Annotated in this window: 16 protein-coding genes and 3 tRNA genes; 5 read left to right on the top strand and 14 right to left on the bottom strand. The window is 67.5% G+C overall.

What is annotated here, in order from left to right; translation table 11 throughout:
- Positions 1-80: 80 nt before the first annotated feature.
- On the bottom strand, positions 81-2,153 hold the full coding sequence (locus tag F627_RS0108970; protein WP_018867017.1) for a SulP family inorganic anion transporter: 2,073 nt from the start codon (positions 2,151-2,153) through the stop codon (positions 81-83).
- 455 nt (positions 2,154-2,608) lie between these two features.
- Positions 2,609-2,698: transfer RNA gene (locus F627_RS0108975), tRNA-Ser, on the bottom strand.
- Between the two features lie 236 nt (positions 2,699-2,934).
- On the opposite strand from F627_RS0108975, the gene F627_RS0108980 reads away from it, so the two are divergent.
- Positions 2,935-3,009 (top strand) — tRNA-Val (locus tag F627_RS0108980).
- A 443-nt stretch (positions 3,010-3,452) separates the two neighbouring features.
- Here F627_RS0108980 and F627_RS0108985 read toward each other — a convergent pair.
- Together F627_RS0108985 and pdxH are read right to left on the bottom strand one after the other, a co-directional pair.
- Positions 3,453-3,542 (bottom strand) — tRNA-Ser (locus tag F627_RS0108985).
- 91 nt (positions 3,543-3,633) lie between these two features.
- Complete coding sequence (gene pdxH, locus F627_RS0108990; RefSeq protein ID WP_018880319.1) at positions 3,634-4,278, bottom strand: pyridoxamine 5'-phosphate oxidase; 645 nt, start codon at positions 4,276-4,278, stop codon at positions 3,634-3,636.
- Positions 4,279-4,395: 117 nt separating this feature from the next.
- On the opposite strand from pdxH, the gene F627_RS0108995 reads away from it, so the two are divergent.
- The 3 genes from F627_RS0108995 (at position 4,396) to F627_RS0109005 (ending at position 9,202) form a co-directional block, all read left to right on the top strand.
- Complete coding sequence (locus F627_RS0108995) at positions 4,396-5,970, top strand: glutamate synthase-related protein (protein WP_019583880.1); 1,575 nt, start codon at positions 4,396-4,398, stop codon at positions 5,968-5,970.
- A gap of 376 nt (positions 5,971-6,346) precedes the next feature.
- Entirely contained in the window at positions 6,347-6,745 is a 399-nt protein-coding gene (locus F627_RS0109000) for a globin (protein ID WP_018875608.1), read from the top strand.
- Positions 6,746-6,877: 132 nt separating this feature from the next.
- Positions 6,878-9,202, top strand: a complete 2,325-nt coding sequence (locus F627_RS0109005; protein ID WP_019583881.1) for a YgiQ family radical SAM protein — start codon at positions 6,878-6,880, stop codon at positions 9,200-9,202.
- 12 nt (positions 9,203-9,214) lie between these two features.
- Here F627_RS0109005 and F627_RS0109010 read toward each other — a convergent pair whose 3' ends face one another.
- From F627_RS0109010 to hpnD, 3 genes are read right to left on the bottom strand one after another with little or no spacing between them, the layout of a single operon-like run.
- Positions 9,215-10,003 carry an SDR family NAD(P)-dependent oxidoreductase gene (locus tag F627_RS0109010; protein WP_018880322.1) on the bottom strand — a complete coding sequence of 263 codons (789 nt, stop codon included), beginning with the start codon at positions 10,001-10,003 and terminating at the stop codon, positions 9,215-9,217.
- Entirely contained in the window at positions 10,000-11,346 is a 1,347-nt protein-coding gene (gene hpnE / locus F627_RS0109015; RefSeq protein WP_019583882.1) for a hydroxysqualene dehydroxylase HpnE, read from the bottom strand. The genes F627_RS0109010 and hpnE overlap by 4 nt, the downstream gene beginning before the upstream one ends.
- 4 nt (positions 11,347-11,350) lie before the next feature.
- Complete coding sequence (gene hpnD / locus F627_RS0109020) at positions 11,351-12,211, bottom strand: presqualene diphosphate synthase HpnD (RefSeq protein WP_018867010.1); 861 nt, start codon at positions 12,209-12,211, stop codon at positions 11,351-11,353.
- 179 nt (positions 12,212-12,390) lie between these two features.
- Here hpnD and hemN point away from each other — a divergent pair, with 179 nt between their 5' ends.
- Entirely contained in the window at positions 12,391-13,779 is a 1,389-nt protein-coding gene (hemN, locus tag F627_RS0109025) for an oxygen-independent coproporphyrinogen III oxidase (RefSeq protein WP_019583883.1), read from the top strand.
- Here hemN and hpnC read toward each other — a convergent pair.
- The 7 genes from hpnC to F627_RS0109060 all read right to left on the bottom strand — a co-directional run bounded on the left by hpnC (position 13,776) and on the right by F627_RS0109060 (position 21,854).
- The gene (hpnC, locus tag F627_RS0109030) at positions 13,776-14,645 is read right to left on the bottom strand and encodes a squalene synthase HpnC (RefSeq protein WP_019583884.1); all 870 of its coding nucleotides are present in this window, start codon (positions 14,643-14,645) and stop codon (positions 13,776-13,778) included. The two genes, hemN and hpnC, sit on opposite strands and share 4 nt — an antisense overlap.
- Before the next feature lie 33 nt (positions 14,646-14,678).
- Entirely contained in the window at positions 14,679-15,368 is a 690-nt protein-coding gene (gph, locus tag F627_RS0109035) for a phosphoglycolate phosphatase (protein WP_019583885.1), read from the bottom strand.
- On the bottom strand, positions 15,365-16,108 hold the full coding sequence (ubiG, locus tag F627_RS0109040) for a bifunctional 2-polyprenyl-6-hydroxyphenol methylase/3-demethylubiquinol 3-O-methyltransferase UbiG (RefSeq protein WP_018875598.1): 744 nt from the start codon (positions 16,106-16,108) through the stop codon (positions 15,365-15,367). Before ubiG ends, gph begins: the two co-directional genes overlap by 4 nt.
- 15 nt (positions 16,109-16,123) lie before the next feature.
- Positions 16,124-17,458: a TRZ/ATZ family hydrolase gene (locus tag F627_RS0109045; protein WP_018875597.1), complete on the bottom strand. Its 1,335-nt coding sequence runs from the start codon at positions 17,456-17,458 to the stop codon at positions 16,124-16,126.
- A 364-nt stretch (positions 17,459-17,822) separates the two neighbouring features.
- A complete protein-coding gene (locus F627_RS0109050) occupies positions 17,823-18,215 on the bottom strand; it encodes a DoxX family protein (protein WP_018867004.1) in 393 nt (130 codons plus the stop codon).
- 116 nt (positions 18,216-18,331) lie between these two features.
- Entirely contained in the window at positions 18,332-18,952 is a 621-nt protein-coding gene (gene wrbA, locus F627_RS0109055) for an NAD(P)H:quinone oxidoreductase (RefSeq protein WP_019583886.1), read from the bottom strand.
- Positions 18,953-19,061: 109 nt separating this feature from the next.
- Positions 19,062-21,854 (bottom strand): EAL domain-containing protein, encoded by a 2,793-nt coding sequence (locus tag F627_RS0109060; protein ID WP_019583887.1) that lies wholly within the window; start codon positions 21,852-21,854, stop codon positions 19,062-19,064.
- Between the last annotated feature and the right edge of the window lie 95 nt (positions 21,855-21,949).

The following is a 21,949-nucleotide window of genomic DNA, read 5'->3' on the forward strand; positions in this document are numbered from 1 at the left end:
ATAAGCGCGCCCGGTTGCAGTGTTTCCACAGCCGGTCCGGGAGATCCGGCCGGCCGTGGGGCAACGGGCGCTGGCGTCCCCTACTTGATGGGTTCGCCGACCTTTTCGGAGATCGTCTTCACGGCGTGATCGGTGGACTTGAAGATGTTGTCCTCGCCGATGATCTCGTCCAGCCCGGTGCGCTGCATCACCTCCATGACCTGCGCCTTCACCCCGGCGAACACCAGCGTGATCCCGCGCGCCTTGAGGCGATGCACCAGCTGATGGATGACCTCTTCGCCGGAGGCATCGATCTCGTTGATGCCCTTGCCGACCACGATCAGGTACTTGGCCTGCGGGTGCCGTGCTACCAGGTCGAGCACTGCGTCTTCAAAGTACGGCACGTTGGCGAAGTAGAGCGAGCCGTCGAAGCGCATCATGCCGACCTTCTCATTGGTCTCCAGGCCATAGCGCTGGGCCTCGCGCAGGGTGCCGTCCTCGTAGCGGGCCAGCTCCGATACGCGCGGCTGCATAGTGCGGTACAGGTAGAGCACGATGGCCAGGCCGGCACCGGTCAGGATGCCGTAGTCCAGGTTCGGGGCCATGGCGAGCGTGGCGATGAAGGTCACGATCGCGGCGGCGCCGTCGTGCTTGTTGGCCACCCACGCGTGCTTGATCGCCTTGAAGTTCACCAGGCCGGCCACTGCCATCATGATGATGGCTGCGAGGACCGCCTGCGGCAGGTGATAGATCAACGGAGTCAGGAACAGCAGCGCCAGGCCAATGATCACGGCGGTGAAGACCGACGAGAGTCCGGTCTTCGCGCCGGAATTAAGGTTCACGGCCGAGCGGGAGAACGAGCCGCTGACCGGGTACCCCTGGGTGAAGCCACCCGCGATATTCGCCAGGCCCTGACCCATCAGTTCCTTGCTGGGGTCCAGCCGCTGGCCGGTCCGGGCCGCCATGGCCTTGGCAATCGCGATGGCTTCGGTAAAGCCCACCAGGGCAATGACGAAGGCGGTGGTCAGGAGTGTCGTGAACGTGCCGAAGCTGATCTCCGGAATCGAGAAGCCGGGAAGGCCCTGAGGCACATTCCCGACCACGGCTCCGCCCCCGTTCAGGTGCACGGTGTCGTCGCCCACACGCTCGATGCGCCAGGCAGCCCGGTCGGCGCGCTCGCGTTCAGCGTCGGTCAGGTGTTCGTCGGCAATGAAGCGGGCGGGTTCGTCATCGGTGCCGGGCACCCGTCGCAGAGTGAGGTCGCGGATCTCGTCGCGCATGGTCGCCAGTTCTGGGCGCAGTTCCTCGCGCTCCAGGCGCAGCTGGTCGGCCTCGTGGCGCAGGCGGACGGCCTCGGCGCCTTCCTGTTGTTGCAGTTCGGCCTCCAGGCGTCGGATCTGGTCGTCGAGTTCGGCCAGGCGGGCACTTTCGCGCTCGATGTTCTGGGCAAGGGTCAGGACCTCGGCCGGGGCGATCTGCTCGATGGAGGTCTCGGCCTTTTGTTCGTAGCCGATCGCCCAGCTGGCGACGATCGCCACGACCACCGCGACCAGCACGCCGGGGATCTTGGGCGTGAAACGCTTCATCGCGACCATCAGGGCGATCGCGCCTATCCCGAACGCAAGGGTTGGCCAGTGCACGCTGCCCAGTTCCATGAGCACGCCCCAGAGACCGAGCATGAAATGGCCGCTGGTATCGATCGGCACGCCCAGAATCTTGTTTACCTGGGACAGGGCGATGATGATCGCGGCCGCATTCGTGAATCCGACGATCACCGGGTGCGAGATGAAGCTGACCAGCGCACCCAGCTTGAACAGCCCCAGCATCAACTGGATCACGCCAACGATGAACGCCAGGGCGATGGCGAGCATGATGAATTCGGAAGAGCCTTCGGCCGCCAGCGGTATCAGTGCCGAGGCTGTCAGCAGGGAAACTACCGCCACCGGACCGGTCGCCAGCTGATTCGAAGAGCCCCACAGGGCCGCCACCATGACAGGAAGCAGAGAAGCGTACAGCCCGTAGACCGGCGGGAGCCCCGCCAGTTGGGCATAGGCCATGGATTGCGGGATCAGGACCAGGGCGACCGAGATCCCGGCGATGAGATCCGCGTTGAGGGTTTGCTTGGTCGGGCGCCAGCCGAGAAAGGGAAACACTCGCAGCAGGATCGGATTCATCGGGTCACTCGCTTGGCCAGTTCGTGAGAAACGACGACGGCCGAAACCAGGGCTGGGGCGCCGGAAGGCATTCCGGGCCAGGGCGTGCCAGGGCCGTCGTCACAGAACTGGCAGCCGGAGCTGGGCCCGCTGGAGGTTCGCGGGCGCAAGCGGGAAAACGGCGCCGATTATAGTGCCTTCAGTCATTTTCTTCTATCTAACTTGTTCTATGTGAAACATGTTAGATGGGCTATGTGTGGGGTGCGGGGAGGGTGCGGCGAGTGGGGTGGGGGAATGGCGGAGAGGGAGGGATTACGGTGCCGCGGGCGCCGCCCTTCGGGCCGCCACCTCGCGGCGGCGTTCCGGCGTCGCTGTGCGTCGCCGGTCGAACCCGAGCGTTGGATCTCGAGGGTTCGAATCCCGGATTGGCGGGGTTGGCCATGCGTTAGATAGCATTTGGATTTCTTGCTGGAATCTGGCGGAGAGGGAGGGATTCGAACCCTCGAGGGGCTTTCACCCCTGCCGGTTTTCAAGACCGGTGCAATCAACCGCTCTGCCACCTCTCCGAGGTTGGGCATTGTCTGGTACGGGGCTCGGGCTGGCAACCGGTGGGCGCGCTGCGTGGCCTGGCGGCCACGAGAGGGAGGGATGGATTCGGCCCTGTGGGCCTCACCCTTCGGGCGTTACCTGACGGCAACGCCCGAAGGCGGCTGCGCCGCCCGATGGAGCCGAGGATCACGGGGAAATGCGGCACACAATGCTTGACGTTCGCTCGCGCGAACCCTAATCTTGTTCGCGCTCCGGGCGGTTAGCTCAGCGGTAGAGCACTGCCTTCACACGGCAGGGGTCACTAGTTCGAACCTAGTACCGCCCACCAGATTCGGATCAAAGAAAAGCGGCCTCGGGAAACCGGGCCGCTTTTTTTGTGCGCGTGGAGAGCCTGGCCGGACCGCCGGGTTGGAGGGTGCGGTTACCCGGCATGCCATGCCGCGCGTGAAATTCTCACCTGCGGTGAGGTTCCTGCATCGCTGCGCGCTGCCAGTCGAACCATCGTTTTCGATTCCTCGGGTTCGAATCCTGAAACCTCAGGGGCCAGACATGCGAAAGGGGCCACTCGGGCCCCTTTGCTTTGATCTGGCGGAGAGGTAGGGATTACGGCGACGTGGTCGCCGCCCTCCGGGCCGCCTTCGATGCGCTGCGGCGTTCCGGTGTCGCTGCGCGCCACCGGTCGAACCATCTTCTCGAATCCCTCGGGTTCGAATCCCAGAACGCTGGGGCTGTACATGCAAAAGGGGCCACGCGGGCCCCTTTGCTTTGATCTGGCGGAGAGGGAGGGATTCGAACCCTCGGTACTCGCGAGAGTACAACGGTTTTCGAGACCGCCCCGTTCGACCGCTCCGGCACCTCTCCGTACTTGCTGAACCGGGCGGGGTCGAGCCGCCACGGCGGAGCGAATCCTAGCAGATTCGGCCGGGGGAACGGTAGCGGCTGCCGGGGATGTCTATGGCATCAGGCGGGTGATCTCCCACTCGCTCCCTACGCGGTGGTACTGGAACCGGTCGTGCAGGCGATTGGCGCGCCCCTGCCAGAACTCGAACAGCTCCGGTTGCAGGCGATAGCCGATCCAGGCGGGGTCGCGCGGGATGTCGCCATCCGGATACTGCTGTTCCAGCGCGCGTACGCGCTGCTCCAGTTCATCGCGGTTCGCGACCGGGTGGCTCTGGGTGGAGGCGGCGGCGGCGAGCTGGCTGCCGCGTGGACGCTGGTGAAAATACTCGTCGGCGAGATCGGCGGGCAGGGCGGCGACAGGGCCCTCGACGCGGATCTGGCGTTCCGTTTCCGGCCAGTAGAACAGGAGCGCGGCGCGCGGGTTCTCGTTGAGGTCCTGGCCCTTGCGGCTGCGCGAGTCGGTGTACCAGGCAAGCCCGTCGGCATCCACATGCTTCAGGAGCACCGTGCGTGCGGACGGCTGGCCATCGGCATCGGCGGTGGCGAGGATCATGGCGGTCGGGTCGGGGTTGCCGGCCTCGCGCGCGGCCTCCAGCCAGTCGTTGAGCAGGCCGAGCGGGTTGGCCTGAAGGTCGCTGCGACGCAGTTCCGCGCGGGTGTAGTCGCGGCGGGTGTGGCGGTGGTCGGCGGTCGTCATGAGGGGCCTCGTGCTTGAGCGAGAGGCGCCCATCATACGGCGGCGCGCCGGATTCGGAAATTTGTCGCGGTTTCGCTGTCACACTGGGGGACGATCACAGAACGCAAGGAGCATACGATGGCCGAGCCGATTATCGCCGCAGTGGAACCCCGGGGTGTGGAGCTGAAAAAGGGCGAGGAGTACGCCTTCTGCCGCTGCGGGCGTTCGCAGGATCAGCCGTTCTGCGACGGTTCGCACCAGGGGACGGGCATCGAGCCTCTGGTATTCACCGCACAAGAGGATGGCGAGGCCTACCTGTGTCAGTGCAAGCAGTCCGGGAACCTGCCGTACTGTGACGGGACCCATGCGCAGTTCGAGGCCGATGCTGTCGGCGGGCCGGCGAGTGCCGCGGATGCTGACACCGAGGGCGAAGCACGTGACGCCGAGCCCGGGGATCGGGCGCCGAGCCCGCGCAACAGTGAGACGGAGCCGCATGTCGAGTGGATCCACGCGCTGGCGCGGGATGGACTGGAGGGTGTGGGACGACACGGGACCACGGTCGCCATGGGGGTCCCGCGGGACCGGCTGCCGAGCTGGGACGGGATGCAGTTGCTGGCGGCACAACTGGCCACGCGGCCGCTGGACGAGGGGGCCGAGATCGGGACATCGCTGGTGATCGGGCCGGAGGCGAAGCGGCCGCTGGAGCTGAAGATCCCGTTGCTGGTGTCCGACATGAGCTTTGGCGCGTTGTCGCGGGAGGCGAAGATCGCCCTGGCGCGCGGGGCCGAGCGCGCAGGGACGGGCATCTGCTCTGGCGAGGGCGGCATGCTGGATGCGGAGCAGGCGGAGAATTCCCGCTACCTGTTCGAGCTGGGTCCCGCCGGGTTTGGCTACTCCGACGCGGTATTGGACAAGGTCCAGGCGTTTCACTTCAAGGCCGGCCAGGCGGCGAAGACCGGTGTTGGGGGTGTCCTGCCGGGGAGCAAGGTGAGCGACGAGATCGCGCGGGTGCGCGGGATCGAGGCCGGCCAGGATGCCCATTCGCCCGCGGCGAACGCGGATCTGCAGACCCCGGCCGATTTCCGTCGGTTTGCCGATGCGGTGCGCGAGAAGACCGGCGGCGTGCCGGTGGGCTTCAAGCTCTCGGCGAACCACATCGAGGCGGACCTGGCGTTTGCCCTGGAGGCCGGGGCCGATTACCTGATCCTCGACGGCCGCGGAGGTGGCACGGGCGCGGCACCGGCCCTGCTGCGCGACCACATTAGCGTTCCGACCATCCCGGCGCTGGCCCGCGCGCGTCGATTCCTGGACGCGAACGGGGTCTCCGGTCGCGTGACACTGCTGGTGACGGGCGGCTTGCGCACCCCGGCGGACTTCGTGAAGGCCCTCGCGCTGGGGGCCGACGGTATCGCCCTGGCCAATTCGGCGATTCAGGCGGTGGGCTGCGTGGGCGCGCGGATGTGCCACACCAATCAGTGCCCCAGCGGCGTGGCCACGCAGGATCCCGCCCTGCGCGCCCGGCTGGATCCGCAGGAAGGAGCGGAACGTCTGGGTCGGTTTCTGGAGGGCTCCACGGAGTTGATGAAGGTGCTGGCGCGGGCCTGCGGGCATGCCAGCCTGGAGGACTTCGGGCCCAATGACCTGACCACGTTCGATCGCGACCTGGCGCGGCTGGCCGGTATCCAGTACGCGGGTGTGCTGGGGAGACACTGATTGAATCGCACGTCCGCGTTGGTGCCCCCTGTTTCCCGAGACAAGGCGTGTCGTGCAGCGGGTAGTGGTTCTACCCGCAAGCGGCGCAACGCAGGATCTGGGAACAGGGGGCACCAACCCCACAAGCCATTGAAAGCAGGGGCTCGGCCGCTTTTGCGCGGGAACGGCGTTGCGGTTCCTTTGTGCAGAATGACTGCACGGCAGTCACCGCGCCTTGTTCGCACGCAAAAGCGACTCGAGCGCGGACGTGTGATTCAATCAGCGTCTCCCTAGAAGGCAGTTGATAGCAGATGGTACTGCCCGGGGCTTGATCTGGATCAGCAACCGCCGGAGCAATCCCGTTACACTCGCGCATTTTCGGGACTGGGGGATCTGGATGAGCTACTCCGATGTGCACCAGAGCTACGGGCGTTGCCGGCGGGCCGGCAACTTCGTGGACCGCTTCTATGAACGCTTTCTCGCGGCGGACGAGCGGGTGGCGCAGGCCTTTACGACCACGAACTGGTCGCAGCAGAAGCGGGCCCTGGGGCAGGCGGTCTCCACCGCGATCAGCTACGCGGAGGGCGAGAGCTTTGTGGCGCCGACCATGGAGAAGATGGCCGAGGTGCACAGCCGTCATGGCCGGGTGCCGGTGGCGCCGGAGTTGTACGGGGTGTGGCTGGACTGCATGGTGGAGACGGCCCGCGAGGTGGACCCGCGCTGGGACGAATCCCTCGCGCAGCGCTGGCGCGGGGCGCTGAGCCCGGCCATCGACCTGTTCATTGAACGCTACTGACGCCAGGCGCGTACCCGGCGGGGACTGAAGGACGAAGCCCCGCCCGTGGGCATGCCCTGTTGATCTCGCTGCGCCCGGGGCGTGTAATGCGCGGATTTCCCGTTGCCGGCGCCCGCCGGAAGAAGCCTGGTGATGTCCGCAGCCCCCGAGACCCTGTTTGCCCGCAAGCCCTACTGGGCCAAGCGCTTTGGCACGGCACCGTTCTTGCCGACCACGCGCGAGGAGATGGACGCGCTCGGTTGGGACAGCTGTGACATCGTGCTGGTCACCGGCGACGCCTACGTCGATCACCCGAGCTTCGGTATGGCGATCATCGGGCGGCTGCTGGAGGCGCAGGGGTTCCGGGTCGGCATTCTCGCGCAGCCGGACTGGACGTCGGCCGAGCCCTTCCGCGCCCTGGGGCGGCCCAACCTGTTCTTTGGCGTGACCGCCGGGAACATGGACTCGATGGTCAATCACTACACCGCGGAGCGGAAGGTCCGCTCCAATGACGCCTACACCCCGGGGGACGTGCACGGCAAGCGCCCCGACCGGGCGGTGATCGTCTACGCCCAGCGGGTCCGCGAGGCGTACAGGGATGTGCCGGTGGTGGCCGGCGGTATCGAGGCCAGCCTGCGCCGGATCGCGCATTACGACTACTGGCAGGACAAGGTGCGCCGCTCCGTGCTGCTGGATTCGCGCGCGGACATCCTGCTGTTCGGCAATGCCGAACGGGCCCTGTTGGAGCTGGCGCATCGCGTGGCCGCGGGTGAGCACCCGCGCGACATCACGGATCTTCGTGGCACGGCCTTCCTGCGGGATGCGGTCCCCGCCGGCTTTGTCGAACTGGACTCCAGCGAGGTCGATACCCCGGGGCCGGTGGATGCCAACCCCGACCCCTACGCGATGGTCTCGCCGGCAACCTGTGCCGATGCCGAAGGGCAGGACAGCTCGGCGGTACAGGGCGAGCCGGGCACAAAGGTCGTGCGCTTTCAGCGGCAGATCCCGCGGGGTACGCCGCGCGACCAGACGGTGATCCGCATCCCTGCGTTTGAGCAGGTGAAGGGGGATGCAGTGCTGTATGCCCATGCCTCGCGGGTGCTGCATCTGGAGACTAATCCGGGCAACGCGCGGGCGATCGTGCAGCGCCATGGCGACAAGGAGGTCTGGCTCAACCCGCCGCCGATCCCGCTTTCCATCCCCGAGATGGACGCGGTGTTCGATCTGCCCTATGCACGGGCCCCGCATCCGTCCTATGGCGATGCCCGTATCCCGGCCTGGGAGATGATCCGCTTCTCGGTGAACATCATGCGCGGGTGCTTTGGTGGCTGTACCTTCTGTTCGATCACCGAACACGAGGGGCGGATCATCCAGAGCCGCTCCGAGGACAGCGTGCTGCGCGAGATAGAGGAGATCCGCGACAAGGTGGACGGGTTCACCGGTGTGATCTCGGACCTGGGCGGGCCGACGGCCAACATGTACCGCCTGGCCTGCAAGGACCCGAAGATCGAGCTGAGCTGCCGGCGGCTGTCCTGTGTGTACCCGGGTATCTGCAGTAACCTGGATACCGATCACGCCCCGCTCATCCGTCTCTACCGCAAGGCGCGCGCGCTACCGGGGATCAAGAAGATCCTGATCGCCTCGGGGCTGCGCTATGACCTGGCGATCGAGTCCCCGGAGTACGTGAAGGAGCTGGTCACCCACCATGTGGGTGGTTACCTGAAGATTGCGCCGGAACATACGGAAAAGGGCCCATTATCCCGGATGATGAAGCCGGGCATGGGCACCTATGACCGGTTCAAGGCCATGTTCGAGAAATACTCGAAAGCGGCAGGGAAGGAGCAGTACCTGATCCCGTATTTCATTGCCGCGCACCCGGGGACCACCGACCAGGACATGCTGCAGCTGGCGCTCTGGCTCAAGCGCAATGATTTTCGCGCCGACCAGGTGCAGGCGTTTTTGCCCAGCCCGATGGCACTCGCCACGGCCATGTGGCACTCGGGCCGGGATCCGTTGCGTGGCATCCGCCGCAAGGCGAGCGAACGGGTGCCGGTCGCCCGGGGCTTCCGCGCCCGCCGCCTGCACAAGGCCTTTCTGCGCTACCACGACCCGAACAACTGGCCGCTGCTGCGCGATGCCCTGCAGCGCATGGGGAGGGCCGATCTGATCGGGAACGGGAAGCACCATCTGGTGCCGACCTGGCAGCCGGCCGGGACGGGGCAGGGCGCGGCGCGCCCATCCACGGGCGGGCGGATGACCCGCGGCGGGAAGGCTCTGAAAAAGCGCGGCCAGACCTTCCAGACCCAGCACAACGGGGTGGAGGCCGCGGCCCGTCCGGGGGCGAAACCAAAGGCCGAGGCCGCGTCGGCGGGCAAGGCGGGCGGCCGTTCGCCGGCGCCCCACGGTGGCAAGCCGCGGGCTGGTGCCGGGAAGCTCCGCAAGAAGGGGCGCCCGGCCGGCAAGCGGCCGCGCGCCTGACGGCGCAGTGGCTCAGGCCGACGCGTCGGGCGTCGGTACCTGGCCTTCCAGGCTGAGGTTCAGGCCAGTGGTGGTGCGGTCGCCGGGGTCCAGGAAGTACAGGTAGGGGCCCACCACCGCCTCGGGTTCGGGCAGCAGTTCCGCGTTCTCACCCGGATAGTGGCCGGCCCGGAAACGGGTGCGCACGGGACCGGTGTCCACGCCATTGACGTGGATGAAGCGCGGCTCGTTGCGATGCTCATGGGACAGGATGTCGATCAGGGCGTCCTGCGCTGCCTTGGCCATCCCGAAGGCCCCCCAGAAGGCTTTGCGCGCGTTCTGGGTGGAGACCACCAGGCTTCCGGTCGGGCTGGCCTCCAGCAGGGGCAGCACAGCCTGGGTCAGGAAAAACGGGCCGTGCAGGTTGCTGTTGATGACCTTGAACCAGAGCTCCGGGTCGTAGTTCTTCATCGGCATCAGGGCCCCGGCCCAGCCGGCGTTCAGCACCAGGCCGTCGAGGCGACCCAGCGAGTCACGGATGTTCTCCGCCAGGTCGCCGTAATCCTTGACCGTAGCCCCCTCGAGATTCAGCGGGTAGATCGCGGGCTGGGGCTGGCCGGCCTGTTCGATCCGGTCGTAGACCGCCTCCAGGCCCTTCAGGTCCTTGTCCAGCAGGACCACCGTGGCGCCGGCGGCGGCGCAGGCCTCGGCGACTGCCCGGCCGATGCCGTCGGCGGCGCCGGTGACGAGGATCACGCGCTGGTCAAAGGCGCCCGGTTCGGGACGGTAGGCGAGGAGGCGAGGGATATCGAGGTCGGTCAAGGATGGTCCTCCAGGAACAGGTGCGCCGATTCTAGTCCAGATTGTATGGCCGCTTCGAGCGTCGACGGCAGTGCGTGGGTCAGGTAATCCCCTGACAGGTAGCAGTCGGGCCAGGGCGTGCGGGGCGGTGGACGGTGCCGATCCAGATCGACCCGGGCGTCCACCGTCGCGCGGCGCTCGCAGACGCAGTGACCGGCTGCGGGCTCCCCCAGCTCGGGAAAGGTCCGTGCCAGCGAGCGGGCGACGGTGCGCCATCGGGCATCCGCCGTCAACGGTTCGAGGTCGTCGGCGGCCGAGATCACGACAGCCAGCCAGTGCGGGGCGCCCGCGACGTGCCGGGGGATCAGCCACTGGCCATGCTGGCCGAGCAGCCCCTGGAGAGGGGGCCGGTCTGTCAACCGCCGCGGGTAGCGCAGGTAGACGGTGCAGATGCTGCGTGCGCCCATGGCCTTGAGCCCCTGATGCGTGGCGCCCCATCGAGCGTCCGCTGGCAACAGGCTGGCGGTGGCGGTGGGCGTGGTGGCCAGGATCAGCGCGCGGGCGTTGCTGGTGTCGCCCTGGCGATCGTGCAGTCGATAAGGGGCATCCGGGCGTGTCGCGTCGCGCTGGATCATCGTGATGCGGCGGCCAAGGTCCACGCGCGCACCCCGGGCCCGCAGCTCGCGGATGGCGGCGTCGGGGAACACCTCGCCCAGGGGCCGTGCAGGGATCAGCAGTCGGGCCGCCTCCGGCCCGTGATTCAGGGCCCGTCGCAGCACGTTCTGGAAGATCCGCGCGGAGGCCAGGCGAGTCGGGGTGTTCATCACCGCCAGGCACAGGGGGTCCCACAGCCGCTGGATCAGGGTTTCCGGCTGGTGGCGGCGCCGCAGCCAGTCGAGCACCGGGAGGTCGTGTCGCAGGGGACGGTGCAGCAGGGCCGCCGCGCCGAGCAGGGCGCGCAGCCGGATACCAGTGGCGTGGCCGGGGAGGGAACGATAGAGGGCCGTGGCCAGGGCCGGCAGCCGGGGCGAGCGGGGTTCGAGCGCGAAGGCCGGGGATGCTGGCCGGCGGTCGGGGTCGAACATCCGCAGCCCGAACGGGACGGCGTGAAAGGCCGAGTCGGGGTCGATACCGACCGCGCGGATCTGTTCCAGGGTCTGCTGGCAGGCCCCCACGAGGATGTGCTGGCCGTTGTCCAGTGGGGTGTGGTCCAGCTCCAGGCTGCGGGCGCGCCCGCCGGGGATCCGGCCGGCCTCGATCAGGTGTACGGGGTGTCCGGCGCGCGCCAGGGCGAGGGCTGCGGTCAGGCCGGCCCAGCCCGCGCCGACCACGGCGACAGGGTGCGCGGGAGGGCTGGAGGCCATGGCGTCAGGCCGCGCGGCGGCGATGCTCGCGCTTCAGGCGTCGGGCGGTGCGCCAGGCGATCCACAGCTTGCGGATCGGGGTCAGGCGTACGCGGTGTTCCAGAACACGGAAGCCGTCGTCCTCGATCTCGTCCAGCAGGGTGCGGTAGATCGCCGCCATGATCAGGCCCGGGCGCTGGGGATAGCGGTCGGCAGCGGGGAGGTGTTCCTCGGCACTGTCGTAGTAGCGCCGCGCCCGTTCGGCCTGTTCCGCGAACAGGGCGCGATGACGGTCATCGGTGATGTTGACTTGGAACTCCTCGGGTTTGACCTCGTGCTTGCGCAGCTCGTCGAGCGGGATATAGACGCGGCCGCGCATGGCGTCCTCGTGGACGTCGCGCAGGATGTTGGTGAGCTGCAGGGCCATGCCGAGGTCGTGGGCGTACTTCAGCGTGCGCCGGTCGCTGTAGCCGAAGATGTGGGCGGAGAGGATGCCGACCACGCTGGCGGCGCGATAGCAGTACAGCGACAGGGTGGTGAAATCCGGGTAGCTGTCGTAGTCGAGATCCATCTGCATGCCGTCGATGATCTCGTCGAAATATTCGCGGCCCAGATCGAAGGCGGCGATGTGGGGCTGCAGTGCCTGGGAGATGGGGTGACGGGGTTCGCCGGCGAATAGGCGCTCGATCTCCTGGCGCCACCAGTCCAGCTTGGTCCGGGCGACGCTCTCCTCACGGACCTCGTCGACGATGTCGTCCACTTCCCGGCAGAAGGCGTACAGCGCCGTGATGGCGCGGCGCCGGTCGGGCTCCAGAAAGCGAAAGGCGTAGTAGAAGCTGGAGCCGCTCTGTGCGGCCTTCTCCTCGCAATACTCGTCGGGGGACATGCGCTCTCGCGTGGCGGGTGTCGAACAGGGACGGGAAGGCTAGCACAGGCAGTGCGCGAGGCGGGAGATTGCCCCCGAAGGCGGATTGTTGACCTGTATCAAGCCCGCTACCGGGCCGTGGTCGTAGCCTGTGATGATCCGATGCCTAAAATGGGCGGTACACGCTCGAGGGGGACCCGATGGAGCAGCGCCTGGTATTTGATCCGGAGATCCTGCGTCGCTATGACGTGAGCGGACCTCGCTACACGTCGTATCCCACGGCACCCCAGTTCCACGAGGGTTTCAACGACCGCGCGTATGCCGAGGCGGCGCAGGCCACCAATGGGGCGGACCCGGCGCGTCCGCTGTCGCTTTACGTGCATGTCCCGTTCTGCGACACGGTCTGTTTCTATTGCGCCTGCAACAAGGTCATTACCGGCAACTACCAGCGGGCGCAGCGCTATCTCGCGTATCTGGAACGCGAGGCCGCGCTGCAGGGCGAGCTGTTTGACGCGGAGCGCACGGTGGGGCAGTTGCACTTCGGCGGGGGAACGCCGACCTATCTCGGGGACGAGGACCTGCGATCGGTGATGGCGTTGCTCGGGCGCCACTTCCGTCTCGATGCCAGTGCCGCGCGCGAATTCTCCATCGAGATCGACCCGCGCGCGGTGCGACCCGGGACGATACCGCTGCTGGGCGAACTGGGGTTCAACCGCATCAGCCTCGGGGTGCAGGACTTCGATCCGGATGTGCAGCGGGCGGTCAACCGCATCCAGCCCTTCGAGGTCACCGCGCGCGCCGTCGAGCAGGCCCGGGCCCATGGGTTCGAGTCCACCAACTTCGACCTGATCTACGGGCTTCCGCTGCAGACGGTGGAGACCTACACCCGCACCCTGGAACGTGCCCTCGAACTGCGCCCCGAACGCCTGGCGATCTACAACTACGCCCACCTGCCGCAGATGTTCAAGACGCAGCGCCAGATCCGCGAGGCGGACCTGCCTGATGCGGCCGAGAAGCTCGCGATCCTGGAGACGACCATCGAGCGGCTGACCGCGGCGGGCTACGTCTACATCGGGATGGATCACTTTGCCTTGCCGGACGACGAGCTGGCCGAGGCACAGAGAGCCGGGACGCTGCAGCGCAACTTCCAGGGCTATTCCACCCGTGCGGAGTACGACCTCGTGGCGCTGGGTCCCACGGCCATCGGGAAGGTCGGCGCGACCTACAGCCAGAACCTGCGCGAGCTGGATGCCTACTACGCCCGCATGGATGCGGGCCGCCTCCCGGTCTTTCGGGGGCTGGAGCTGAGTGCCGACGACCGCCTGCGGCGCGACGTGATCAGCGAGCTGATGTGCCACTCGCGGATCGACTTTGCCGCGATCGAGGCGCGCCACGGGATCGTGTTCGGCGAGGTCTTCGCGGATGCGCTGGGGCGCCTCGAGGGTATGCAGGACGACGGCTTGGTGCGGATCGAACAGGGCCGGCTGGATGTGCTGCCGCGCGGTCGCCTGCTCCTGCGCAATGTGGCCATGGCATTCGACGCCTATCTGGCGACCGAAGGCCAGCCGCGGTACAGCAAGGTGGTTTAGCGGGCTCGGGGGCGCCGACGCGGGCGCAGGCTGTGGCTCAGGATGATCCAGGCATCGCGGGTGCGCAGGCGCGGGCGGGCGAAGACGTCGTCCTGCTGGCGCAGGCGCCAGAGGATGCGGGCGCCGCCATTGATGATGGCGCGGATTTCCAGCCCCATGCGCCCGCGCAGCATCCCGCCCAGGGGCGCGCCGGCCCGTAGCAGGCGATCGGCGCGGGCGTACTGGAACTGCATCAAATTGCGTAGCTGGAACGTGGTCTTTTCGGCCGCGAGCATGGCCTCGGTGACGCCGTACTGGTCCATCTCCTCCTGCGGCAGGTAGATGCGGTTGTTCTCCTCCAGGTCCTGCTGCAGGTCCTGGTAGAAGTTGATCAGTTGCAGGGCCGAGCAGATGGCGTCGGAATGGCCCAGCATTTCCTCGGTCGGGTTCCCGTTCAGATGCAGCAGCAGCCGCCCGACCGGGTTGGCCGAACGCCGGCAGTAGTCCATCACCTCGCCAAAGGTCGCGTAGCGCGTCTGGTCGAGGTCCTGCAGGAAGGCATCGATCAGGTCGGAGAACGGTGCCGCCGGCAGGTGGAAACGGGCGCGGGCATCCGCCAGGGCGATCCATTCGGGATCGTGTTCCGCGGCCGGGTCCTCCAGGACCTGCACGCGTTCCTGCATGGCCAGCAGTGCCTGGCGGCGTTCTTCGACCGGGCGCGGGTCCTCGTCGGCCAGGTCGTCGGCGTCGCGGGCAAAGCAGTAGATCGCCGCCACCGGGTCGCGCAGGCGGCCGGGCAGCAACCAGGAGGCCACGGGGAAGTTCTCGTAGTGCGCCGCGGCACGCTGACGGCAGTGGCGATAGGCCTGGCGGATCCGGGGTTCCATCAACCATCAGCCCCCGCGGGGTGGCGGGCGTGATCAGCCGGCAAGGCTGCGCTCCGGGGCGGGGGCGCCGTTGTACCAGGCCCAGAAATCGTCGGGCTGTTCCAGGGCGCCGTCGGCGCCCCATTGATCCGGCTGCTGGTCCGCGTCGATGTAGCCCCAGTTGGCGATCAGGGTGGGCATGCCGGCGGCGCGTCCGGCCGCGATGTCGCGCTCGGCATCGCCCCAGTAGCAGTGGCGCTCCGGGGGCAGGCCGGTTTGCCGCGCCGCCAGCCACATGGGTTCGGGGTCAGGCTTGCGCTGGGGCAGGGTATCGCCGCTGACAACGGCCGCCATGCGTGCCCGCAGGCCAAGCGCCTCCAGCAGTGGATCGGTGAGCCAGCCCGGCTTGTTGGTGACCACGCCGACGGACCAGCCCCGGGCCTCGCAGCGGTCCAGGAGCTCGGCGAGCCCGGGGAACAGGGCGGTGGCCTGGCACACGTCGCGGGCGTAGATCTCCAGGTAGCGCTTCTTCAGATGTTCCGTGAAGTCGACATCAGCGTCGGGGAAGGCGAGCGCGACGAGGGCCTGCGAGCCGTGGGAGACATGGTTGCGCACCGCCTGGAAAGGGAGCGGCGCGCGGTCGTATTCGGCCATCAGGGTGACCAGTGCCGCGTGCATGTCCGGCGCGGTATCCAGCAGCGTCCCGTCGAGATCGAACAGGAGCGAACCCAGATGGCGCGTCATGCGGGGGTGTCGTCGCCCCGGCGGGCGGCCATGAGGTAGTTCACGTCGGTGCGCCCCACCAGGCGGTAGCGACCGCTGAGAGGCGAATAGGTCAGCCCGGTCATCGCGGTGACCTCGAACCCATGGCGGCGCAGCGCGGCGCCCAGTTCCGAGGGCCGGATGAAGCGGCCGTACTCGTGGGTGCCGGCGGGCAGCATGTTCAGCAGGTATTCGGCCCCGACGATCGCCTCGGCGAAGGCCCGCGGCGTGCGGTTGATCGTGGACAGGAACAGCCAGCCGCCGGGACGCACGAGCTTCACGAGCGCATCGATGACCGCTTCGGGGTCGGGCACGTGTTCCAGCATCTCCAGGCAGGTGACCACGTCGTAGTCGCCGGCGTGGTGTTCGGCATGGGCCTCGGCGGTGGTATGCAGGTAGTGGATCTCCAGCCCGGCCTCGTGGGCGTGCTCGCGGGCAACTTCCAGGTGTTCGGCACCGGCGTCCAGGGCGGTGACGTGCGCGCCGCGCACCGCCATCGCCTCGGACAGGATGCCGGCACCGCAGCCGACGTCCAGCACCTTCTTGCCGGTCAGGTCGGCCTGGGCGTCGATCCACTCCAGGCGCAGCGGATTGATCGCATGCAGCGTGGCGAAGGGGCCGTTGGGGTCCCACCATTCGCGGGCCCGGTGCGTGAACTTGTGGATCTCGGCGCTATCGACGTTGGCGTGCGTCTGCGAACGGGATTGAGTCTGCGGGCTCATGGGATCGGTTTCCCCTCAGGCAATGGGCTGCTGGGTTTCCAGCACCCGGATGCGCCAGTCATCGGCTTCGGCGCGGAGGTCCTGCACGTTCAGCGTAAGCAGTTCCCGGTCGCGCAGCAACGGGCGTCCGGCCACGTAGACGTCGCGTACGGCATCCCGCGTGGCGGCATACACGATTTGCGCGCTGGGGTCGTGCGCCGGCTGCAGCTCCAGGGCCTGCAGGTCCACCGCGACCACGTCCGCCTCCTTGCCGGGCTCCAGCGAACCGATGCGGTCGTCCAGCCCCAGGGCGCGGGCGCTGCCGAGAGTGGCCATCTCCAGGGCCGAGGCGGCGGGCAGCGCCGCGGCGTCGCCGCTGACGGCCTTGGCCAGCAGGGCGGCGGTGCGCATCTCGCCGATCATGTCCAGATCGTTGTTGGAGGCGGTGCCATCGGTGCCCAGGCCGACCGTGATCCCGGCTTCCTGCAGACGCGCGACGGGGCAGAACCCGGACGCCAGCTTCAGGTTGGATTCCGGGCAGTGGGCGACGGACACCGGCCGGTCGCGCAGCTGGTCGAGGTCGGATTCGTCCACCTGGGTCATGTGCACGGCGATGAAGGGCTGGTCCAGCATGCCGAGTCGGGCGAGGCGCGCCAAGGGCCGTTCGCCGTGGTCACGGACGGCGTCGGCGACCTCGCTGGCCGTCTCGTGGACATGCATGTGAATCGGGGCGTCGAGTTCGCGCGCGCGATCGGCCACGCGCTCCAGGCTCGCATCGCCAACGGTGTAGGGCGCGTGCGGGGCCACATTGAAGGCGATCCGTTCGTGTCGGCCCCAGGCGGTCACCACGTCGGCGCCGCGCTGGAAGTACTCGTCGGCCGTGCTCGCCCAGGGGGTGGGGAAATCGAACACGGTCAGGCCCAGGGAAGCGCGGATACCGGTCTCGTCGACCACTCGTGCCGCGTCCTCCACGAATAGGTACATGTCGCTGAAACAGGTGGTGCCGCCACGCAGCATCTCCGCGACCGAGAGGCGGGTGCCGGCGCGCACGAACTCGGGCGAGAGCAGCTTGCCTTCGGCCGGCCAGATGTAGCGCTTGAGCCAGTCCATCAAGGTGTGGTCGCTGCCGATGCCCCGCAGCAGGCTCATGCCCGAGTGGGTATGGGCATTGACCAGGCCGGGAATCAGGGCGTGCCCGGGATGGTCGCGGTACTCCGCATCGGGGTATCTGGCGCGTGCGGTCTCCGTGGGCTCGATCGCCTGGATGACGCCGTCGCGGATGATCAGGGCGTGATCCCGCAAGATGGTGTCGCGGGGGATGACCGGGAGAATCTGGGGGGCGCCGAGGATCAGCGTCTGGGTCTGGTTCATGGGACACGGTCTGCGCGGGATACAGGGTCGCGCATGGTACCCGAAAGGGGCGGCGTTGCGCCGCCCCGGGGCGTTAAGGAGACGCTGATTGAATCGCGCGTCCGCGCTCGAGTCGCTTTTGCGTGCGAACAAGGCGCGGTGACCGCCGTGCAGTCATTCTGCACAAGGGAGCCGCAACGCCGTGCGCGCGCAAAAGCGGCCGAGCCCGCTCTTTCAATCACTTGTCGGGTTGGTGCCCCCTGTTCCCCGAGCCTGCGTTGCGCCACTTGCGGGTAGAACCACTACCCGCTGCACGACGCGCCTTGTCTCGGAAAACAGGGGGCACCAACGCGGACGCGCGATTCAATCAGCGTCTCCTTTAGGGTTATTGGCGGTTGATCGCGAAACGGCCGGGGCCGGTCAGGGCCAGCGCGATGGCCGCGAACAGGAACATACCCTGCAGTTCCAGGGCCCAGCCGCCGTGGCCGGTGAGCTGGAAGACCTCGTGGGCATGCGCCAGAGCGATGGCAAAGACCATGTTGATCGCGATGAGTACGGCGCCGATGCGTGCATAGAGTCCGAGGATGACCAGGATCGGGGCCAGGATCTCGCCGACGTACACGCCGTAGGCCAGGATGGTCGGGAGTCCGGCGTCGGCCAGCATGCCTTCGATGCCGCTGATGCCACCGGTGATCTTCGCGATCCCGTGCAGCAGGATCATGATGCCGAGGGCCAGTCGCAGTATCAGCTTGCCGCTGTCGTCGAGGGTGTGGTCCATGTCGATACTCTCCTTGTAGCAGGGCGGGCCGGGCCCGCGTTAAGACCCGGGCATCTGCCCCGGGTCGGGTTCGGGGGGCATCACGATGAGGGCCCCTGGGTCGCGGACCGGTTCGGTCAGCCGGCCTCGCGCCCAAGGCGCTGGGCGCGGGCGACCTCCGCAACGTGCCGGCCCTGGGAGGCGGCCATGCCCAGTTCGCTCTCGCTCGGCTGGCGCGAGCCGTCGCCGGCGGCCAGCGTGGTGGCACCGTAGGGCGTGCCGCCGCAGACCTCGCTGACGTCGAGCATGCGCTTCTCGGTGTAGGGTAGACCAACCACGGTCATGCCGTAGTGCAGCAGATTGACGATGGTGGAGACCAGGGTCGTCTCCTGGCCGCCATGCTGCGATGCCGTGGAGCCGAACACGCTGCCGACCTTGCCGACCAGCTTGTCGCCGAACCACAGGGCGCCGGTCTGGTCGAGGAAGTTGGCCATCTGGGCGGCCATGCGGCCGTAGCGGGTCGGGGTGCCGATGATGATGGCGTCGTAGTCCGCCAGTTCCTCCGGCTTCGCGATGGGTGCGGCCTGGTCAAGCTTGGCGCCGGCGTTGCGGGCCACCTCGTCCGGCATCAGTTCCGGGACACGCTTGATCGTGACCTCGGTATCCGGGACTTCGCGGGCCCCCCGGGCCACGGCCTCCGCCATCTGCTCGATGTGGCCCCAGGTGGAGTAGTACAGGATCAGGATCTTGGTGCTCATGGTCGACGGGCCTCCGTTTGTCGGGAATCGAATATCCGTCAGCCTAGATCCGATTTATACGAAAGAAAATGCCGAAAAAAGCCCCTTAACGTTCGTTTAAATCGAACGGTTATCGGTGGGCGGCCGGTTGGTGGTTTCCCGCCTGGTGCAGGACCTGGGCCTCCAGGACGGCCAGAGTGTCGGGGTGACCGTACAGGTAGCCCTGGAAATGACGGCAGCCCAGGCCGAACAGGAAGGCGCGCTGATCGTCGTTCTCCACCCCTTCGGCGATCACGTCGAGGTCCAGGGTGTGGGCCAGATTGACCACCATCTGGGCAATCGCGGCATCGTTCGGGTCATCCAGCACATCGCGCACGAAGGACTGATCGATCTTCAGCTGGGCCAGGGGCAGGCGCTTGAGGTAGGCCAGCGACGAGTAACCGGTGCCGAAGTCGTCCAGGGAGAATTCGATCCCGAGCGTACGCAGGTCCTCGATGTGGGCAATGACCGTTTCCACGTTCTCCAGCAACATGCTTTCGGTCAGTTCCAGTTTCAGGCGTTCCCCGGGGGCGCCGGTTTCGTCCAGGATCGCCGCCAGGTCGCGGACGAAGTGGCGGTGGCGGAACTGGCGGGCGCTGACGTTGACCGACAGCGTCAGGTCACGGAAGGCCGGCTGGTGCTGCCAGGCGGCCAGTTGCTCGCAGGCCGCGCGCATGACCTTGCGTCCGATCGGGACGATCAGGCCGGTCTGTTCGGCGACCGGAATGAACTCGGCGGGGGAGATCGCGCCACGGGTTTCGTGCATCCAGCGCAGCAGGATCTCGGCGCCCATGACCGCGCCGGAGGCATCCACCTGCGGCTGGTAGTGCACGCTGAAGTGGTCCTGATCGAGCGCATGGCGCAGCTCGCTCTCGAGTTCGAAGCGGGCCTCGACCGCGCGGTGCAGGTCGGGGTCATAGAAGCGGACGGTGTTGCGCCCGGCGTTCTTGGCCCGATACATCGCCAGGTCCGCCTGTTTCAGGATCTCTTCCACGCCCAGACTGCGGCCGCTGAACAGCGTGGCGCCGATGCTCGGGGTGACATGGCGTTTCTGTCCGGCGAGCTCGAAGGGGTCGCGCAGGAGGTCGATCAGTTTGCGTCCCACCGCTTCCGCCTGGGTCGCGGCCCGCGCCGGGTCGGGGTGGAGGTCGTTGAGGATGACCACGAACTCGTCGCCCCCAAGTCGCGCCAGGGTATCGGCCTCGCGGACCGAGTCCTGCATGCGCTCGGCGACCTGCCGCAGCAGGTCGTCGCCCACGGCATGCCCCAGGGTGTCGTTGATGTCCTTGAAGTTGTCGAGGTCGATGAACAGGAGCGCGCCGTGCAAATGGCTGCGCTCGGTGTTCCCGAGCGTCTGGCTCAGTCGATCGTGCAGCAGGGTACGGTTGGGCAGATGGGTCAGGCCGTCGAAGAAGGCGAGACGGCGGATCTCGTCCTCGGCCTGCTTGCGGTCGGAGATGTCGGTCATCGTGCCGAAGGTCGCCGTGACCTCGCCGCGCTCATTGAACCGGGCACTGGCATAGACGCTGACCCAGCGGATGTCGCCTTCGCGGGTGCGCAGGCGGATCTCCTCGGACTGGGCATGGGACCCGCCCTCCAGCAGGGTGGCGCAGAAGCTGCGGGCGTCCTCGGTGTCCTCCGGGGCCACGAAGTCACACATCGGGCGGCCCAGGGTCTCCTCCACGTTGCAGCCGGTGAGGTGTTCCCAGGCGGGATTCAGGAGGGTCCAGCGACCGTCCGCATCGGTCCGGAAGATGACCTCGGAGATGTGGTCCACGACATCGCGGTAGCGATTCTCGCTTTCGGCCAGGGCATCGGTGGTGCGGCGATGGGCGGTGATATCCAGGGTCAGTCCACGCAGGCTCTCGCGGCCGTCACCGTCCGTGGCCCAGGACAGGATGTCGCGCAGCCAGATCCACTGGCCGTCGCGGTGGGCGAAGCGGTAGTCCACGGTGCGCGACTGGTTGCGGCTCTCGCGGGCGGCGTTCTGGACCCGCGGCAGGTCGCTCGGATGGATGTGGCGGGCCCGCAGTTCGCCGCGGCCCAGATTGCGCGCGGGAAAGCCGAGCAGGTGGCGGGTGTCGCCGGCGACGAACTCCCATTCGTGAGTGGCGGGGTTGGCCTCCCACAGGATGGCATTGGCCCCGCCCAGCATGGATTCCAGGCGCGCGACCGAGCGGTTGAGTTGCTGGTTTTGCTGTTCCAGCGTGGTCTGGGTTGTACCGAGATGGGCGGCGACGTCGTTGAAGGTGCGCGCGAGGTCGCCGAATTCGTCGTTCGAGCGCATCGGGATGCGATGGTCCAGGCGGCCGACCTGCAGGGCCTTCGCGCCCTGATTCAAAAGGCGCAGCCGGCGGGTGATCACCAGACTGAACACAATCGCGGCCACCATCGACAGTACCAGAACGCCCATGGCCAGCAGGACGTTGCGCTGCAGGAGGTCGGCGGACAGGGCATCAATGGCGTCCGTCGAATACCCGACCGCGAGGGTGCCCAGGGGCTGTCCGGCCAGTTCGATGTCCCGGAGGATCTCGATCTGTCCAGGGGCAGTGCGAATGCGGTCGCCGGATTCGGGGATTGCCTCCGGCGAGATGCCCACGGAGGCCATGGGCTGGTCCTGGGCATCGAGCACCACGGCGTAGAGCACGTGGGAGTCGTCCGCGACCAGGTCCAGCAGGTCCTGCAGCATCGCCGGATCGGCGTAGGCCAGCCCGGGAGTCAGCGCGCTGGACAGGAGGCGCCCCTGCTGCTCGGCAAATCGCTCCAGCATCTGCGACTGGTTCTGCTGCACCTGGGAGATGCCACTGAACATCAGCACCGCGACCATCGCCACCTGGATCGCGACGGTGCCAATGATGATCTGCCAGGCGAAATTCAGGCGCATGCGGGGCCTGGCTCGCGTACTCGCGGTGCCACCAGAAGGGTGGGGCCGAAGCTGGTTGGAGCCAGGCCGGAGCGGTTCATGGAAGGATTCCGGGT

The sequence above is a fragment of the Thioalkalivibrio sp. ALE16 genome (assembly GCF_000381305.1).
Taxonomy (GTDB): domain Bacteria; phylum Pseudomonadota; class Gammaproteobacteria; order Ectothiorhodospirales; family Ectothiorhodospiraceae; genus Thioalkalivibrio.

Excerpts from the sequence above, each read along its gene's own strand:
- F627_RS0108970 (WP_018867017.1), bottom strand. The coding sequence starts at position 2,153 with ATGAATCCGATCCTGCTGCGAGTGTTTCCCTTTCTCGGCTGGCGCCCG.
- pdxH (WP_018880319.1), bottom strand. The coding sequence starts at position 4,278 with ATGACGACCGCCGACCACCGCCACACCCGCCGCGACTACACCCGCGCG.
- F627_RS0108995 (WP_019583880.1), top strand. The coding sequence starts at position 4,396 with ATGGCCGAGCCGATTATCGCCGCAGTGGAACCCCGGGGTGTGGAGCTG.
- F627_RS0109000 (WP_018875608.1), top strand. The coding sequence starts at position 6,347 with ATGAGCTACTCCGATGTGCACCAGAGCTACGGGCGTTGCCGGCGGGCC.
- F627_RS0109005 (WP_019583881.1), top strand. The coding sequence starts at position 6,878 with ATGTCCGCAGCCCCCGAGACCCTGTTTGCCCGCAAGCCCTACTGGGCC.
- hpnE (WP_019583882.1), bottom strand. The coding sequence starts at position 11,346 with ATGGCCTCCAGCCCTCCCGCGCACCCTGTCGCCGTGGTCGGCGCGGGC.
- hpnD (WP_018867010.1), bottom strand. The coding sequence starts at position 12,211 with ATGTCCCCCGACGAGTATTGCGAGGAGAAGGCCGCACAGAGCGGCTCC.
- hemN (WP_019583883.1), top strand. The coding sequence starts at position 12,391 with ATGGAGCAGCGCCTGGTATTTGATCCGGAGATCCTGCGTCGCTATGAC.
- hpnC (WP_019583884.1), bottom strand. The coding sequence starts at position 14,645 with ATGGAACCCCGGATCCGCCAGGCCTATCGCCACTGCCGTCAGCGTGCC.
- gph (WP_019583885.1), bottom strand. The coding sequence starts at position 15,368 with ATGACGCGCCATCTGGGTTCGCTCCTGTTCGATCTCGACGGGACGCTG.
- ubiG (WP_018875598.1), bottom strand. The coding sequence starts at position 16,108 with ATGAGCCCGCAGACTCAATCCCGTTCGCAGACGCACGCCAACGTCGAT.
- F627_RS0109045 (WP_018875597.1), bottom strand. The coding sequence starts at position 17,458 with ATGAACCAGACCCAGACGCTGATCCTCGGCGCCCCCCAGATTCTCCCG.
- F627_RS0109050 (WP_018867004.1), bottom strand. The coding sequence starts at position 18,215 with ATGGACCACACCCTCGACGACAGCGGCAAGCTGATACTGCGACTGGCC.
- wrbA (WP_019583886.1), bottom strand. The coding sequence starts at position 18,952 with ATGAGCACCAAGATCCTGATCCTGTACTACTCCACCTGGGGCCACATC.
- F627_RS0109060 (WP_019583887.1), bottom strand. The coding sequence starts at position 21,854 with ATGCGCCTGAATTTCGCCTGGCAGATCATCATTGGCACCGTCGCGATC.